The following is a 15,323-nucleotide window of genomic DNA, read 5'->3' on the forward strand; positions in this document are numbered from 1 at the left end:
TGGGGCGGCAGGGTGCGGACATGGCCCGGGGCGGACTGCGCGGTTTTCTGCTGCTCGCGGCCTTGGCCGCTTCCGTTGGCCCGGCCGGCGCCCAGATCACGCCGCTCGACATCTTCGGCGGTCTCCTCGGCGCGGCCCAGGCTCAAGCGGCGCGGGATGCCAGGGCCCGGCTGCCCAATGCCGATCGCTCCTGCCTCGATCGTGCCCTGGCACGACGGAATGCGGACATTGCCGGCCTGATCCAGCGGGGCATCGGCCCGGACGACAATCGTCTCGGTGGGTTCGTCACGGAGTGCCGGCGGTTCACGGAGCCGAACCTGCGGCGCGGCTTCAGCTGCACGGCCCCCGACGAGAACGGCTGGTCGGTCACCACCACCTGCAATCAGTCGTTCGCCTATCGCGACGGCAACAACCGCGTCCTGGCCGTCGAGCCGAGCGAGGCCATCGACCTGCATTTCTCGGGCACGCGGATCATCGTCGCGGATGTCGAGACGGGTGAAGCACGCGCGTTGCGCCAGGCCCGGGCGGAGGCCCAGGGGCGGGCCGAGCAGCTCCAGGTGCTCAAAGGGTCGCTGGCGAACTACCTGCGCGATCCCTCGCCCGTCGTCCGCGCCGAGGTCGCCCGGCTCCAGGGTCGGATCGAGCAGCAGCTCGCGGCGCGCACGGGCCCGTCCGCGCCCGATACGGATGCGATCAACCGCGAGATCGGCAGCCTCGGCGCCCTGTCCCAGGCCGAGACCCTGCGCATATCCGCGCTCGATCGCATGGGTGGCCTGCGTGCCCAGGCCGAAGCCCGCACCAGGCCCGATGCCCCCGAAGGCTTGCGCAAGCGCCTGAGCGACCTGCGCAAGGACGCCGCGGCGGTCTCGGAGCCGCCGCGTCCGCTGGCGCCGCCCAAGACCCCGACCGCGGCGCGGGATCTCGGGCCGTCCTTCGATTGCGAGCGGGCGAACACACCTTTGCCGATTCTCATTTGCGAGGATTCGGGCCTCCGCCGGGTCGATCTGGAGATGGCGCGGGCATTCTACGCGCTGCGGCATCTCAAGCCCGACGCGGGCGCGGAGCTGAAGGCGGAGTCGAACGACTTGGTCAAGCGCACGCTCGAGACCTGCCGCATTCCAGAGAGCGGCAAGGTCACCGCGTCGCTGCGGGCCAGGGCCGTCCCCTGCATCGCGGCGACCTACCAGCGCCAGAAGGACGCCTGGGCGGCCCGGGTCGGCCGGGACGGGCCGGCTTCGGCACGGCAGGAGATCGACCGGTCGATCGACGAGCATGTCCGCCTTCAGGAGGGGCTGCGCGATGCCGGCTACCTCCCCGCGGACGCGACCGCCGACGGCGTCTACGGCGGCGTCACCCGCCGGGCCATCGTGGCGTTCGCAGAGGCCGCGGGCCTGTCGGGCGACGGCTTTCTCGGCAACGGGATCGCGGCCAAGCTCGGCCGCACCACGACCCCTGCGCCGAGCGCGATCCTCGCGACGGATCCAGGCCTGCCCGCCCGCATCGACGCGGTGGCGCGGCGCTATGAGACGTACCTTGCGGACCTCGGCGTCGAGGAGCGGGACCGGTCCGCGCGGCTGCAGGCGCAGCGTCAGCTCGACGAGCAGCGCAAGCGCGTCCAGGCGCTGCTGAACGGCCCGATGCCGGAGGATCTGCGTCCGGAACTCGCCGTGCTTCTGCAGCAGGCCGATGCCGCGCCGCCGCGGGATCTGCCCAGGATCGCCGCGACGATCCAGCAGCGCTTCACGCAGATCGAGCCGCGCGTGCGTGAGGCCGAGGCGATTCAGCGGGCCGTGACCGACAAGAACCGCTTCCTGGTGGAGGGCGAGTCCGGCGACCTCCTGCTGCTCTACAACAGCTCGCCCCGCGCGGCCGCGGTGGTGCGCGGTCTCGACGGCAACCTCGTCTTCGATCCCGAGCGGACCGTCGCCTGCGCCGTGCCGGAGGCCCCCGCCGACCGGATCGCCCTGGAGCAACTCGTCGCGAAGGCGCGCAGCCTCGGTGCGCCGGTCAAGGACGCGCTGGCGCCCTGCACCACCGCCCAGCACCAGAGCGCCGACCTCCTGGTCTTCGAGCGGGGGGCGTTGCGCGCGCAGGCCGGCCTGTTTGGCACCATCGCCTCGGCGGTCGATACCGGCGTCTTCACGCTCGGTGGAACCGTGCCGAAGTCGGATATCGAGGCCGCGCGACAGGCGGAGGGGATCCGCGCGACCGAGGCCGAGACCAAGGTCGCACGCGGCACATCGGACGGTCTGGCCGTGCTCGCCTTCGGCCCCGGATCGCGCACGATCTGCCGGATCGCTGCCGGGGATAAGGCGCTGCACGACCAGCTGCTCCAGCCCCATGAGGGCCTGTTGCGGGCCGAGCTGCGCGGGGCGACCACGCATGTGACGGCGAGCGCCGACGGCGCGTTCCTGTCGATCAAGCGGGGCCAATGCGGGGCCGTCTACGGGACCGCCAAGGATCTGGCCGTCCTGGTGAAGGGGCTTGCCCGCGACGGCGTCACCTTCCGCTATCTGCCGATCTGGATCGCCCCGGAGGCGGTCGCCAAGGCGCAGGTCGCGCTGACGGAGCAGGATGCCGCCCAACGACGCGATCGGGAGCAGGATGCGCGCCGGCGCGAGCAAGAGGCGGCCGAGCGTAGCCGGACGGCGCTGATCGAGCGGCTCAAGCGTGACCAGAACGAGGCCGAGGTCACCCAGAGGGGCGGCATCCCGCAGGATTTGCAGACCTTTCTCAGCGGCTTCGTCGCCGAAGTCGCCGCCATCGCCCCCGAGACGCCCGACACGCGGCTGAAGGAGCTCGCCGAGGCCTATGCCGGGAAGCGCGGCCGCATCGACGAGGCGGCGCGGCTCGCCCGAGCGGTCACGGCCAAGAGCCGCTTCCTGATGGAGGGGGACCGCGGCGACCTGATCATCCTGTACAACGACAGCGGAAAGGCCCCCTCGGTCGTGCGCAACCTGCGCGGCGAATTGGTGTTCGAGGATGGGCGGGCCGCCGCCTGCCTGTACCACGCGCCCCTGTCCGACGTGTTCCTGAACCGCCAGATCCGCGACCGGAGCGCGATGCTGGGGGCCAGGCCCGACCTGCCGCTCGCCGCCTGCGGTGCGAACGATCTCGCCAAACAGGATCTGATCTTCGCCGAGCGCGAGCGCCTGCTGCGGGAGCCGGTCGATCGGGTGATCACCCTGGTCGATGCGGTCAACGGCAACCTGTTCGCGCGGCTCGATATCGTGGAGGCGAGCGCGCTGGCCACCGCGAAACAGGCCGAGGCCGCCAGGGCGAACGAGGTCGAGGCGCGCGTCCGCGGCCGGACCGGAGACGGCTTCGGCGTCATGGTCGCCTCGAACGCGTCGAGCGTCCTCTGCCAGGTCACCGCGCAGGATGCCGAGGCCCATGCCGCGATCCTCGCGCGCCTCAATGACCGGATCGGGGACGAGTTGCCGGGCCGGCCGGTCGTCACTCCGACCTCGGCCGACGGCGCGTTCATCGCGGTGAAGCGCGGTGCGTGCGGGGCAGTCTACGCCGCCACCGCCGACCTCGCTGCGCTCGACGAGGCCATGAACCGGGACAGCCTCCCCCACCGCTACCTGCCGCTCTGGATCGAGCCGTCCGAGGTCGCTCAGACCCGGGACACGATCGAGCAGGACAAGACGCGCACCGCCGAGCAGCAGTTCAAGCGGCAGCGCGAACTGGAGGAGCGCAAGAAGCTCGATCAGATCAAGGCCAACGAGGACGGCATCCGGCGAGCAGCGCAGGAGCAGGCCCTGCGCGCCCAGTACGGCGAGCGCGCACGGTTCTTCGAGCAGACGCTCGGCGAAGCGGCCCGGGCCTTCGCGACCGGTGTCCAGCCCGCCGCCTTCATGGATCTCCATCCAAGGCTGGCCCGGCACTATCAGGCGCAGCGCGACGACCGCTGGGAGTTCATGTCGGCCGAGACCCATGTCCTCGACTACGGCACGGCCGTCTACAAGGATCGCCCGCTGGAGACCGCCCTGGCCACGACCCGGATCAAGATGCGCAACCGGATCAAGGGCGAGTACCAGGACGTCTGCTACGTCACCGGCTTCGTGAACGATGCCGAATTCAACGTGACCCGCGAACCCTTCGGCGAGCTCTGCGACGAGGCCGGCCCCAAGCTCGCCCGCTACAAGCAGGGCGCGCGCTTCACCAGCCGCTGGATCGTGCCGTGAGCCCCGGGACGATCGGGCCTGCCATACGGACGCTTACAGCCATCCGCCTCCGATCGGAGCCGTGCCGCCCGGTTTGCGGAGAATCCATCCGGACGACCCGAAGGCGCCCGGCATCCGCGATCGCTCCAGAACGCCCTCCTCCGATCGGCTGCGTCCGGCCGCGGCGGGCGGCGGCCGGTGATGCCGCCCGGCCTCGATCGCATCCCGGCGCGGCGCAACCAGGCGCTCAGTGGCCGAAATATCGGGTGAAGGCTCGTCCGCCGCGCGCCGCGGGGGGCTCGAGGACCCTGCCGTGTCGGTCGATCAGGCTCCACAGGCCGCCCACCATGGAGGCCGGCACCCGGCCGTCCGAGCGGCAGCCCGTGCAGGCCAGGGCCTGGCCCCTGGCGTTGAACGGGTAGGCCCAATCGTAGGGTGTCGCGAGCATGCGGCGCAGGCGCCGGTCGTAGAAAGCGACCTTTCCGGCGTACTGTCCGCGCACGAGCCCCTGGGCGAACGGATCGGGCCCGTTGTCGAGGGTGAAGACCGGCAGCCCCAGACCGTCGGGGCGGACCCATAGCCAGCCGAGCCCGGGGATCGCGACCTCGGCCAGGCCGTGGCGGAACGACAGGCGGGCGGCGTGGGCCGGGGCCAGGCGTATCATCGCGCCGGCGCGGCGGGCGCAATGCGCATGGCGGTCGAGCTCGGTGCGGACATAGTGGCAGGCCATCGGATAGGCGGCCGGCTCCTGCCGCGCCGGCGCGGGCGCGACCGGCAGGATCATGGCGCCCAGCGCGGCGATCAGGCGGGCCGGAGCCCCACGGGAACGGACGCTCGGTTCGGGTCCCGCAGGCATGATGCGCGGCGGGTCGCGGGGCCGTGTGCCCAAGTCCGGATCCTCTTTCGGAACGGCGCCGGAATCGGGCTACCGGAGGTGGCCGCGTGGCCCGCCGCGCGCCCTCAGAGGCCCTTCTCCAGAACCTGGACCACCGCGTCCACGCGGGGCTTGAAGTCGGCCACGTTCGCGAAGGGACGCCAGTTCACGTCGAGGATTCCGCCCTCGAACTTCAGCCCGAGCGCGTAGTTCGAGCCCCGGGCGCTCGCCTCGTCGTAGCGGACCCGGATCGACTTCAGCGCCTTGTGCAGGGCATCGCGGCCCATCTGGTCCTTGGTGATCTCCTTCAACCCGGCGGCCAGCGGCTCGAAGATCGTCTTCCCGAAATAGGCGTCGTCCGCGTAGTATTGCGCGTCGCCCGGGATCGTCAGCTGGTCCCAGGCCACCTCGACCGGCACGGGAAAGCCCGCCGCCTCCTGGATCGCCTTCTCCAGGGCCGGATACCGGTCCTGACGATAGGCGGCGATCGCCCGGCGCTCGGCGAGCCCGACCGTCGGCTCGGCCCAGGCGGCCGGGACGCAGAGCCAGGTTGCGGCAGCCGCGAGGGCGAGACGGCGTGAGATCATGCGGTGGGGTCCTTCTGCAGGTTGGGGCGGCCTTGGCTTGCCGCCCGGGGGTGATGGTTCGATGACGCGGCGCGGCCGGGAACGCCCGCGGTGAAGGCGGTGCAGCGTCTCGATGGCGGGGTGGGATGATCGTACGGACAATCCGACCGGCGCTCCTGGCCGCCCCGGTCGTCGCCCAGCAGGCCGCGCCCCCGCGGGCCGAGCCGGTAAAGCCCGCCGGCGCGGCGGCCGTGAAGACCCTGACCTGCGATGCCGTCGCGGCCGACGAGCGGCGCCTGCGGCAGCGCTACCGCAGCGATCCGGCGGTGCTGCGCGCCCTCGACCGGGCCCGCGACCCGGATGGCTGACGCCGACGATCCGGCGCGCCGCCGGGTGATGCGTCTGCTCCGGGCCCCGCCCCTGGCCCTGCTGCTCGGCCTGGGCCTCGCGCCGTTCTTCCTGCTGTTTCCGGCCCTGCCCGCCGGGCCGGAGCAGGATTCGGGCCTGCTGCCGGCCGCGCTCTGGCTCGGCGCGGCGCTGCTGGGCGGCCTTGCCGGCGCCCTCGAGGGCGCCGGCCGCCCGCTGTACCGGGCGGGCTGCCTCATCCTGGCGGCGACGCTGCTCTCGCCCTTGGCCCTGCGCCTGGTGATCCTGACGGATCCCGGGATCCCGCAGGATCTCGCGACCCTGCTCGGCCTCGACGGGGAATCGGCGATGGACGCCGCTCTGTACGAGATCTGGCTCGCGGCCTGGATGGCCTGTCTCGCCGCAATCCTGCCGTGCCGGCTTCTCCTCACGCGGTACCGGAGCGCCCGCCGCGACAGGCCGGCCGGCGCGTCCCGGTCGAGCCCGGGGGCCTGAGGCCGCCCCGCCGGAATGGGACTCCGCATCGCCACGGACCGCTCCGCCTCACGCCGCGGCGGCAGCCGACGCCGCCCGCCTGTTCCGGATCATCGCGAACCCGGCCGCCGCGATGATCCCGGCCAGCCCGAGCACGATCGCCAAGACGGTGATCGTACGGTTCCAGAGCTGATCGAGGCCGAGATCGGTGGTGACGAGGTCCGGACGCTCCGGGTCGGCCATCACCGCGATGCTGTAATCGCCGACATGCAGGCCGGTGAACAGGTAGTTGACCTCCCGGGTCACGGTGGCGGTGGGCGTCCGAAGGCTCACGGTGACGTCGCAGACATGGACGATCACCGTGGTCTTGCACGTGCCCGCGCTCACCTGCGCGTTGGGGACGGCCCGCGCCCGGGCGTGGACCTGCCAATCCGTCAGCAGGGTCGGGGTGGTGTGGACGAGGCACGCCACCAGGAGACCGCCGAGCGCCACGAAGCCGATGAGCGCCCGGAGGGCGCCCCTCCAGCCGTTGCCCTGGGGCGGCAGGCGCAAGGGTTCGGAGCGGTTCGGGGACGCGGTCATGCAGCCTCAGGCAACCTGGCTCTCGTGAGGAACGGGTCGGGCGGCAATCTCGGCCAGGATCCGCCGGGCCTGCGCGGCGTCGCGATAGCGGCCGATCAGGTCGGCGAAGTCCTGCGGTTTCATCTTGCGCGGCAGGCCGTGCTTGAGCGTGACGATGCGGCGCTTCGGATCGACCTTGATGCCGCGCCCGCCCGGGATCCGCTGCGGCACGGCGACCTCCGGCGGCAGCAGCAGGCGGGTGACCATCGTGAGCCGGTCCAGCGTCATGTCGAGGTCGGCGATGTCGTCCCAGGCGATGGCCCGGTCGAGGCCCGGCACGTGCAGCCCCTCGGGACGCAGGGCCATGATGACCCGCTCGCCGTCCCGGAGCCGGTAGAGGCCGGGGCCGCCGAGGGCGACGCCGCAGACGAGCGCCACGGCGGCCACGATCCGGGCCTCCTGCGGCGAGAGACCCGGGAGGCCGAACAGGGCCAGCGCCAGCGCCGCGACGCCGAACAGGATGCCCGCCGTCACGAACACGATGGCCTGGGGCCGGCGGTTCTCGTGCAGCACCTTCTCGTCGGCCTCGATCTCCGCGGCGGTCGCCTCCAGATGTGCCCGGAACGCCGCATCCTGCGCCCGCACCGCCGCGAGGAAATCGGCCGTGGCGGCCCGGCACAGCCCGGCCGGATCGGCGAAATAGGCGGCGAGCTGCCCGGGCGCGTCCGAGGGCGGCCGGGCCGCGGCGGCGGCGATCAGGTTCGCGTCAATCGTCAGCCCGAGGGCGGCGACGCGGTCGCGGGTCGTCGGATGGGTGTCGGTCGGGTGCGGCTGCTCGGTCTCCAGATGCGCCCCGGGATCGTCGAGCCCCTGGGCGGCGACCCGGTCGAGCACGGCCGCCACGAGGTCCGCGGGCGCCGAATCGGGGGCCTGCGCGGCGGCGTCCAGCGTCTCGGCGATGCGCGGCTGCACGGCGCCGGTGCGCAGGAGCGCCCGCGCCGCGGCCTCGGCCGAGGTGGCGCCCGCGCCCGCCGCGTCGGCGGCGAACTCGCGCGCCCGGCTCCAGTGGCGCACGGCGAGGTGGAAGCGCTCCATCACGAAGACGCCGAGGCGCAGGGACGGGCCGAGCAGGCTGAACGAGCCGTGATGGCCCGCCGCCACCGCGTCGAGGGAGCGCCCGACGCCCGCGTAGATCGGCAGGAAGCGCTGGCTGTAGGCCGTGTCGCCGCCGGCATAATGGGCGAGCTCGTGCGCGAGGATCGTGGCCGTCTCGTCGACCCGCATCAGGGCGAGGTAGGGTAGCGGCAGGTAGAGGATCCGGCCCTCGAGACGCTGGCCCCCGGGCTCCAGCTCGGCCGGGCCGGCGCTGACGAAGAACCCGCCGCCGAGGCCGACCACCACCGCGTCGGGCTTGAGCGCCCCCAGCCGGTCGGCGAGCGCCTCGGTCAGCCGCCACAGGCCGGGCGCCTCCGCGGCCGTGACGACGCGCCCGAGGATCGGCAGGGGATCGGGCTCGAAGGCGCTGAGCGCCCGCCGCAGGCCGAGCACCGTGCTGCCCGCGACGACCACCGCGCCGCCGACCACGACCACCGCGAGCCCCAGGAGCTTCAGCGCGCCGGCGCTGAAGCCGGTCTGGACGAGCATGCCCGCCTCGAACGTCACGGCGGCGACGAAGCCGGCGGTCGCCGCCAGGATCTGGGCCGAGAGCGCGGTCGGGATCACCCGTCGCATCAGCGAGAAGCCGCGCACCAGCGCATCGCGCGACGTCCGCCCGACCTGGCCGAGCAGCGTGCCGGCGAGCAGCACCAGGATCGAGAGCGCGGCCGCGATGGCGCCCCCGACGATCACCACCGGCGGCAGGAGGCGGCGCCATTCCATCACGGTGGTCAGGGTCGCGACCTCGTTCCGCGCTGCCCGGGCCTGGTCCAGGGCGAGCGGGCCGCCGTAGAGCTGGCCGTTGCGCCGGAACTGCATGCTCCAGTCGATGCGCCCGTCCTTGGGCGCGCGCGCCTCGAGATCCGCGACGATCCGGTCCAGCTGCCGGCCCTCGGCCGCGAAGGCGGCCCAGTCGTCGGCGCCGCGCTCCCGCTCCCAGAGGCCGAGCATCATGAGGCAGAGCGGCAGCAGCACGGTGGCCGCGACGAGCTTCAGGACGGCGCTGGGACGTGACCGCGCCTGCGGCGGCTTCGACGGCTCGGAAATGGTCATCTCCTGACGCGCACAGGATCCGGGGTGATGCGACGCAAGAACGGGAAGATGATCGACGACGGAACGGACGGCCTGACAGACATTGCAGCGTTTGATTTCAGACCTGCGCCCGTAAAGGTCGGGCACAATTCAATGTGTTCTTCGCAGCGCGACAGGATTTCTACCTTCTCGGACCGGCGCGTCAACAGAATGTTGTCCTGTCCGCCTTCGGCGCCGCGAGGAGCCGGATCAGCCGGCCATGCTCCGGACGTACCGGTAATGGATCCACCCGGCGCGGCAGGGGCCCGCGTAGGGCGCGCGCCGCGGGATCGACGAGGACACGCCGCACTCCGCCCCGCCGGTCCGGTCGCGCGGGGCATAGACCACGCCCCTCCAGGGCCCGCGGGCCTCGCACAGGCGGACCTTGTCGCCGGTGTGCAGCCGGTCGATCTCCCGGTACGGCGTGCCGCCGGGGCCGCTGCGCACCGAGAGGAAGTTGTCGCCCCGCGGGTCGAGGCCGACGATCTCGCCGACCGCGTCGCAGGCATCCAGCTCGGCCTCGCCGCCGACGGTCACCGGGACGTCCAGGCCCTGCGCCGCCGCGGGGGATGCGAGGGCCAGGAGGGCGAGGAGCGACAGGCTTCGGAACAGAACCATGGACGGGCGATCCCTTGATTGCGGCGCCGGGCACGCGGTGTCCGAGGCGGATCGAACGGCGCTCATCGCGGCGGCGGGGCCGCGCTCCGGCGGGCATAGAGGCCGGTGAAGCTCACATTGGCGCCGCCGCAGGCATTGTTGTCCCGGACCACGAGATAGGGGCCGCGCCGCCACAGCCGGACGCGGCAATCGTCCGGATCCCCGGCCGCGTAGGGCAGCGTCTTGTCCTCGCCCATCGTGAAGGCCAGGACGCCGTTCTCGGGCCGCGCCGTGCCGGCGACCGCGCCGATATGGAACGGGCCCTCGCCGCCGCGGCGCGCATCGCTCCGCCCCCAGGAGGCCTCGCCCTTGACCGCGAGGGCGTCCCCCGCCCCCGGCGCGATGGTCAGGTCCGCGTCCTGGCCGATCCAGTGCCCGACGAGGTCCGCGGGAGCGACCGCCGTCTCGGGCAGGGCCGCCAGGGCGCCGGTGGGCAGCCAGCCGGTCGTCAGGACGCCCTTGGCGCTGGTAAAGCCGGCGCAGGTGAAGCCCCCCGCGCTCCGGCTGGTCAGCACCGCGTCGCCGTCGGTGAGATAGGCGCGTCCCCGGCAGGCCGGGCTTGGGTCCGGGCATCCCTTGTTCGGGTCGCCCTCGACGAAGTAGGTGCGCAGCGCGCCCGCCCGCACGGTCGATGCCCGGGCCTCGTCGGCCTTCACGACGTCGGCCCAGTTGCAGCCGGCCCGAGCAGACGGCGCGGCGCCCGCGAGGCCGAGGGCCGCCAGGGCCACGATACGGCCGCACCGAAGGATTGCCGCCGGCATCCTGTCCCCCCTCCTCCCGCCTGTGCGGAGCCCCGATCCGTCGCGCTCACTCGCCGGCATAGCGCCCCTGGCGGATGTAGGCGGTCGGCACGCAGGGGCGCAGGCGCGCGAGATCGGCTTCGGCCGCGGCCCGGGTCGCGTAGCCGCCGACCACCACGACATCGAATCCCTTGCTGAAGCCCACGAACTTGCCGGAGAAATCGTTGAACGGCTCCAGCCCGCACCGGGCGACCGCCGCCGAGGCGCGCTGGACCGCCGCGTCCTGCACCTGGGTGTAGTCCGGATTCGCGAACGAGCCGGCCACGATCCAGTACGGCCCCGCCGGCGTCGCGGCCTGCACGGAGGCCGCGAAGACGAGACTGAGCACTCCGATCAGGCACAGACGCATGGATGCTGCTCGACCCCGGCGTTCGTCTGGGAATCCCTCACGCGACGGCTGGATAGAGCGCCCGGATCGACTTGCCGAGGCCCCATCGTGTGCTTCCCGTTGCGTTTCGACGGGAATGAAGCACCGCGCGGCGCAAGCCGCAACTGCCGAGGGTTCCGGCGGGCGGTCAGGCGAAGACGTCGGCGACGTAGCGGCCGGTCTCCCGCTCGACCGTGTCGGCCCAGGCCTCCGCCTCCTCGGGCGTGACGGCCCGGGCCTCCTGGTAGATCCGCACGCAGGTCGCCCGGACCGCCGGGGCCATCCGCTCGCCGTCGCCGCAGACGAAGACCGTGGCGCCGGCCCGGAACAGGTCGGCGACGTCGGCCCGGTCCCGCCAGACCCGGTGCTGGACGTAGCGCACGTCGCCGTCCGGTGCCCGCGAGAAGGCCGTCCGGACCGAGACGACGCCCTGCGCCTCCCAGGCGGCGAGCTCGTCGCGGTAGAGGTAATCCACGTCCGGGTGGGTCGCCCCGAAGAACAGCAGGGCCGGCCCCACCGGCCGGCCATTCGCCTTCTGGATCGCCCGCTCCTGCAGGAAGCCGTGGAACGGCGCGATGCCGCTGCCCGCGCAGATCATGACGATCGGCACGGTGGGGTCCTCGGGCGGATGGAAGGCGGCCTGCGAGGGCCGCACCGCCACCGAGAGGCGTGCGCCCGGCTCCAGGCCGGCGAGGTAGGTCGAGGCGACGCCGCGATGCCGGCGCCCGCCAGCCCGCGCGGGGGCGTCGAGCACCGAAAGGGTCAGCGAGCAGCGCGCGGGATCGCGCAAAGGGGAGGACGAGATCGAGTATTGCCGCGTCCGCATCGCCGGAAGCGCCGCCAGGAACGCCCCGAACGCCAATTCGCAGGCCGGGACGCGCTCCAGGAGGTCGAGCAGGCTCACGCGCTTCTCCAGCACCTCGGCCGCGTAGGCCTCCGGCTGCGCCAGCTTTTCCAGCGCTTCGCGGTCGGGCGGGCAGCGGGTCGCCGCGGCGAGCTGGCCGACCTGCGCCCGGGTCGCCGGCTGGCCGAGCTCGACGTAATCGGCCAGGATTTCGGCGGCGTAGACCGGGTAGCCGGCCGGCAGGGCGGTGGCGGTGCCCGCCCCCTTGCGGATGAGGATCCGCGTATCCCCGGCCAGGCCGAAGCGCCGGAGCGCCCGCTCCACGTCCGGGCGCGGGTTGCGCGGCAGGACCGCGAGATAGTCGCCGGTCCGGTAGCTCATGCCCGCCGGCAGCGCGATCTCGATGTGCCGCTTGGACGTGCCGAGCGGCGAGGCCGTGTCGACCAGCTCGCGATTCTCCAGGATCCGGGCCGGGTTGAGGTCGGTCAGGTGCAGGGCCGTCTCCCGGCCGGAGCGCAGGATCTCCACGTCGAGGCCGGTCCCGGCCGGCTCGGCCGCCTCCTGATCGCCCCCTCGGCCGCCCGTTTGCCCCAGCGCCCGGCCGAGATCGGCCCAGAGCCCGGCATACCAGGCGTCGAAGCCGCCGAAGAAATCGCCGCCGGCATCCGTCTCGCCGCGCTCCCGGACGCGCTGCGCGCCGGCCTTGGCGAGGGCCGCGTCGGTGCGCTTCGGGATCGCCTGGTAGGTGCGCGCCCATTGCCGGTTGCCGCAGCCGAACACGGTGAAGCGCACGCCCGCGAGGGCCTCGGGTCCGAGCCCCTCGACCCAGGCCAGGAACCGCCTGGCATTGTCGGGGGGATGCCCCTCGTAGGACGCGGTGACGACGATGACGGCGCCCTCCTTCGGCAGCCGCTCGACGTAGTCGTCCATCGGCGCGGACGTGGCGGCGTAGCCCTGCCCCGCGGCCTCGCCCGCGATGCGCTCGGCGAAGGCCTGGCAGGAGCCGGTGTTGCTGCCGTAGAGCACGAGCAGCGGCGTGGTCGCCTCCCGCATAGACGTACCGGTGCGGCCGGCCGTCATCGGCCGCTGCGGTGCCGTCGGGACGGCGCTGCGCGGTCGCCCGGCCCCGCGCCGGCGGGCATGGATGCGGAAGCCGTGCGGCTTCAGCGTCAGGGTCTCGGCGATCTCCAGCGTGTAGCCCGGATCCGCCTCCGTCAGTTCGAAGCGCCGCAGGATCAGGGCGAGCACCAGATGCGCCTCCTGGAGCGCGAAGCCGCGGCCGATGCAGGCGCGCATGCCGTTGCCGAAGGGCTTCCAGGCGTTGGGCGGCAGCCTCTCGGCAGCCTCGGGGGCGAAGCGCTCAGGCCGGAACGCCTCCGGGTCGTCCCAGACCGCCGGGTCGCGGTGCAGGATCGGCGCGAGGATCAGCAGCGTGTCGGCGGGCGTCACCGGGTAGCGGCCGCCGATCACCGTAGGCGCCTTGGGGGCGACCGCGAAGGCCGGGGCGGTCGGCCACAGCCGCAGCGTCTCCTGCAGGATCTGCTCGACGTAGCGCATCCGGGGCAGGTCCTCGACCCGGGGCAGACCGTCGCCCAGCACCGCGTCGACCTGGTCCCGCGCCCTCTGCAGCACGTCCGGATTGCGCAGCAGTAGGTAGAGCGCGAACGAGAGCAGGCCGCTCGTCGTCTCGTGACCCGCGATCAGGAAGGTCACCATCTGGTAGCGGATGTTCTCGTCCGAGAGGCGCTCGCCGGTCTCCGGGTCGCGCCCCTCCAGCATCAGGTTGAGCAGGTCGTGGCGCGTGGCCGCCTCCGGGTCGCGCCGGCGCTCGGCGATCAGCGTGTCGGCGACCTGGTGCATCAGGGCGATGTCGGCCTCGTAGCGCCGCTTGGTGCGCAGCAGCAGGTTCGTGGCTACCTCCGGGCGCCGGGCGCGGGCGCCCGCCTCCTCCAGCGCGCCGACCATGGCGGCCACGAAGGGGTGCATCTCGTTCTGGTAGAAGCTGTTGAAGCGGTAATCGAACGCGCAGAGCGCGATCGTGTCGAGGGTGAGCCGGGTCATGGAGTCGGCGACGTCGATGGTCGCCTCGGGCCCGAACCGCTCCCAGCGCAGCAGCATCTGGTCGGCGATGTCCTCCATCCGGTCGAACATCGCGCGGATGCCCAGCGGCCCGAAGGCCGGCATCAGCAGCCGGTGGGCCTTGCCCCAGTTGGGCTCGTCGTTGCGGGCGGTGAACAGCCCGTCCCCGCCGAGGTCGCGGAGCATCTCCAGCGGCCGGTGCAGCTTCTTCTCGAACCGGTCCTCGTCGCAGAGCTCGTTCACGAGCGCCTGCGCGCTCACCACGGTGAGGCTCCGGCCGCCGAGCGACAGGCGGTAGATCGGCCCGTGCGCCCGGGCGAGGCGCATCAGGCTCTGCACGGGGGCGTTCGGGTCGATCTCCGGCAGGTTGCCGACGATCGGCAGGGGACGGGGCTGCGGGATGGAGGCGGTCGGTGCCATGGGACAGATCCTTGGCTTCGTCCGGGGTGTGGGGCGCGGCGGGTCCGGGCGCCGGCGATGCCCGGCGCTCAGCGAGATTCCGGCGCGGGGACGCAGGTCGCGAGGCTGAGCTTGGTCAGGAAGCGGGACATTCGTTCGGTCCTGTCTCTGGAGCGGGGGTGGCGGGGGCGCGTGCGGAGTCGGTCGCCGGGTGCAGCAGGCTCGCGATCACCGTCTCGGTCATGCGGGCCCGGGCCTCGGCGAGGTCGATCTCCGGGGCGAGCCTGTTCAGCAGGGTCGGAAAGGCCGGCGGCTGGCTCACCGCGTTGTTGACGAGGGCGAAGAACAGCGCCGGATGGCTGCTGCGGACGATCCCGGCCGCGATGCCGGCGGCGAACAGCGCGCGCGTGGTCTCGTAGGCCGGCCGGAGGAGGCGCTCGGTCAGCAGGGCGGCACGCTCGGGCGTCTCCGATCCGTGCCGGCTGACGAAGTCGCGCACGTCGGGATGGGCCGCGTAGAAGGCGGCGACGCGGCCGATCACGGCCCGGAGCCTGTCGTAGAGCGGCTGCCCGGGATCCGCGGCCAGGGCGGCGACCTCCGCCATGGTCGGCTGCGCCGCCGCCACGATGGCGTCGAGGCAGGCCTCCCAGAGCTCGGCCTTGCTGCCGAAATGGACCCGCACGAGGTTCGGGCTCACATCCGCGGCTAGCGTGATGCTGCGGATATCCGCCCCGTCGAACCCGTGGGCCGCGAAGGCGTAGGTCGCGGCCCGCAGCAGCCCCTGCCGGCCATCCGGCCGGTCCCGGGTCGGTCGTCCGCGCGGGCGCTTCCTCACGCAGCCGGCGGGCTCGTCGATGCGCGCCATCGATCCCCCGTTAAATGTACGCCGGTACACTTAATCAAGGGATGCGCGCCCGCAAGGGCCCCGGCTCAGGCCCGTC

The 15,323-nt window shown here is 73.0% G+C and carries 12 protein-coding genes; 3 read left to right on the forward strand and 9 right to left on the reverse strand.

Annotated features, from left to right (window positions below; all coding sequences use genetic code 11):
* Window positions 1–20 precede the first annotated feature (20 nt).
* The gene (locus tag LGR69_RS26125) at window positions 21–4,190 is read left to right on the forward strand and encodes a peptidoglycan-binding protein (RefSeq protein ID WP_230367848.1); all 4,170 of its coding nucleotides are present in this window, start codon (window positions 21–23) and stop codon (window positions 4,188–4,190) included.
* A 226-nt stretch (window positions 4,191–4,416) separates the two neighbouring features.
* Here LGR69_RS26125 and LGR69_RS26130 read toward each other — a convergent pair whose 3' ends face one another.
* Both LGR69_RS26130 and LGR69_RS26135 read right to left on the reverse strand, forming a co-directional pair.
* Window positions 4,417–5,058 carry a hypothetical protein gene (locus LGR69_RS26130; RefSeq protein WP_307355803.1) on the reverse strand — a complete coding sequence of 214 codons (642 nt, stop codon included), beginning with the start codon at window positions 5,056–5,058 and terminating at the stop codon, window positions 4,417–4,419.
* A gap of 71 nt (window positions 5,059–5,129) precedes the next feature.
* Window positions 5,130–5,630, reverse strand: coding sequence for a hypothetical protein (locus LGR69_RS26135; protein WP_007568010.1), 501 nt, complete (start codon window positions 5,628–5,630; stop codon window positions 5,130–5,132).
* A 125-nt stretch (window positions 5,631–5,755) separates the two neighbouring features.
* Here LGR69_RS26135 and LGR69_RS26140 point away from each other — a divergent pair, with 125 nt between their 5' ends.
* Together LGR69_RS26140 and LGR69_RS26145 are read left to right on the forward strand one after the other, a co-directional pair.
* Window positions 5,756–5,977 (forward strand): hypothetical protein, encoded by a 222-nt coding sequence (locus LGR69_RS26140; protein WP_230367849.1) that lies wholly within the window; start codon window positions 5,756–5,758, stop codon window positions 5,975–5,977.
* The gene (locus LGR69_RS26145; protein WP_230367850.1) at window positions 5,970–6,470 is read left to right on the forward strand and encodes a hypothetical protein; all 501 of its coding nucleotides are present in this window, start codon (window positions 5,970–5,972) and stop codon (window positions 6,468–6,470) included. Before LGR69_RS26140 ends, LGR69_RS26145 begins: the two co-directional genes overlap by 8 nt.
* Window positions 6,471–6,518: 48 nt before the next feature.
* Here LGR69_RS26145 and LGR69_RS26150 read toward each other — a convergent pair whose 3' ends face one another.
* The 7 genes from LGR69_RS26150 to LGR69_RS26180 form a co-directional block, all read right to left on the reverse strand.
* The gene (locus LGR69_RS26150; protein WP_230367851.1) at window positions 6,519–7,031 is read right to left on the reverse strand and encodes a hypothetical protein; all 513 of its coding nucleotides are present in this window, start codon (window positions 7,029–7,031) and stop codon (window positions 6,519–6,521) included.
* Window positions 7,032–7,037: 6 nt separating this feature from the next.
* Window positions 7,038–9,140, reverse strand: coding sequence for a M48 family metalloprotease (locus LGR69_RS26155; RefSeq protein ID WP_230367873.1), 2,103 nt, complete (start codon window positions 9,138–9,140; stop codon window positions 7,038–7,040).
* A 306-nt stretch (window positions 9,141–9,446) separates the two neighbouring features.
* A complete protein-coding gene (locus LGR69_RS26160) occupies window positions 9,447–9,854 on the reverse strand; it encodes an integron (RefSeq protein ID WP_230367852.1) in 408 nt (135 codons plus the stop codon).
* 62 nt (window positions 9,855–9,916) lie between these two features.
* Window positions 9,917–10,654: a hypothetical protein gene (locus tag LGR69_RS26165; RefSeq protein WP_230367853.1), complete on the reverse strand. Its 738-nt coding sequence runs from the start codon at window positions 10,652–10,654 to the stop codon at window positions 9,917–9,919.
* Window positions 10,655–10,700: 46 nt separating this feature from the next.
* Window positions 10,701–11,042, reverse strand: coding sequence for an SPOR domain-containing protein (locus tag LGR69_RS26170; protein WP_230367854.1), 342 nt, complete (start codon window positions 11,040–11,042; stop codon window positions 10,701–10,703).
* A gap of 166 nt (window positions 11,043–11,208) precedes the next feature.
* Window positions 11,209–14,403 (reverse strand): bifunctional cytochrome P450/NADPH--P450 reductase, encoded by a 3,195-nt coding sequence (locus tag LGR69_RS26175; protein WP_230367855.1) that lies wholly within the window; start codon window positions 14,401–14,403, stop codon window positions 11,209–11,211.
* Window positions 14,404–14,518: 115 nt separating this feature from the next.
* The gene (locus tag LGR69_RS26180) at window positions 14,519–15,247 is read right to left on the reverse strand and encodes a TetR/AcrR family transcriptional regulator (protein WP_230367856.1); all 729 of its coding nucleotides are present in this window, start codon (window positions 15,245–15,247) and stop codon (window positions 14,519–14,521) included.
* Window positions 15,248–15,323: the final 76 nt, after the last annotated feature.

The organism is Methylobacterium brachiatum (genome assembly GCF_020523825.1).
Taxonomy (GTDB): domain Bacteria; phylum Pseudomonadota; class Alphaproteobacteria; order Rhizobiales; family Beijerinckiaceae; genus Methylobacterium; species Methylobacterium brachiatum.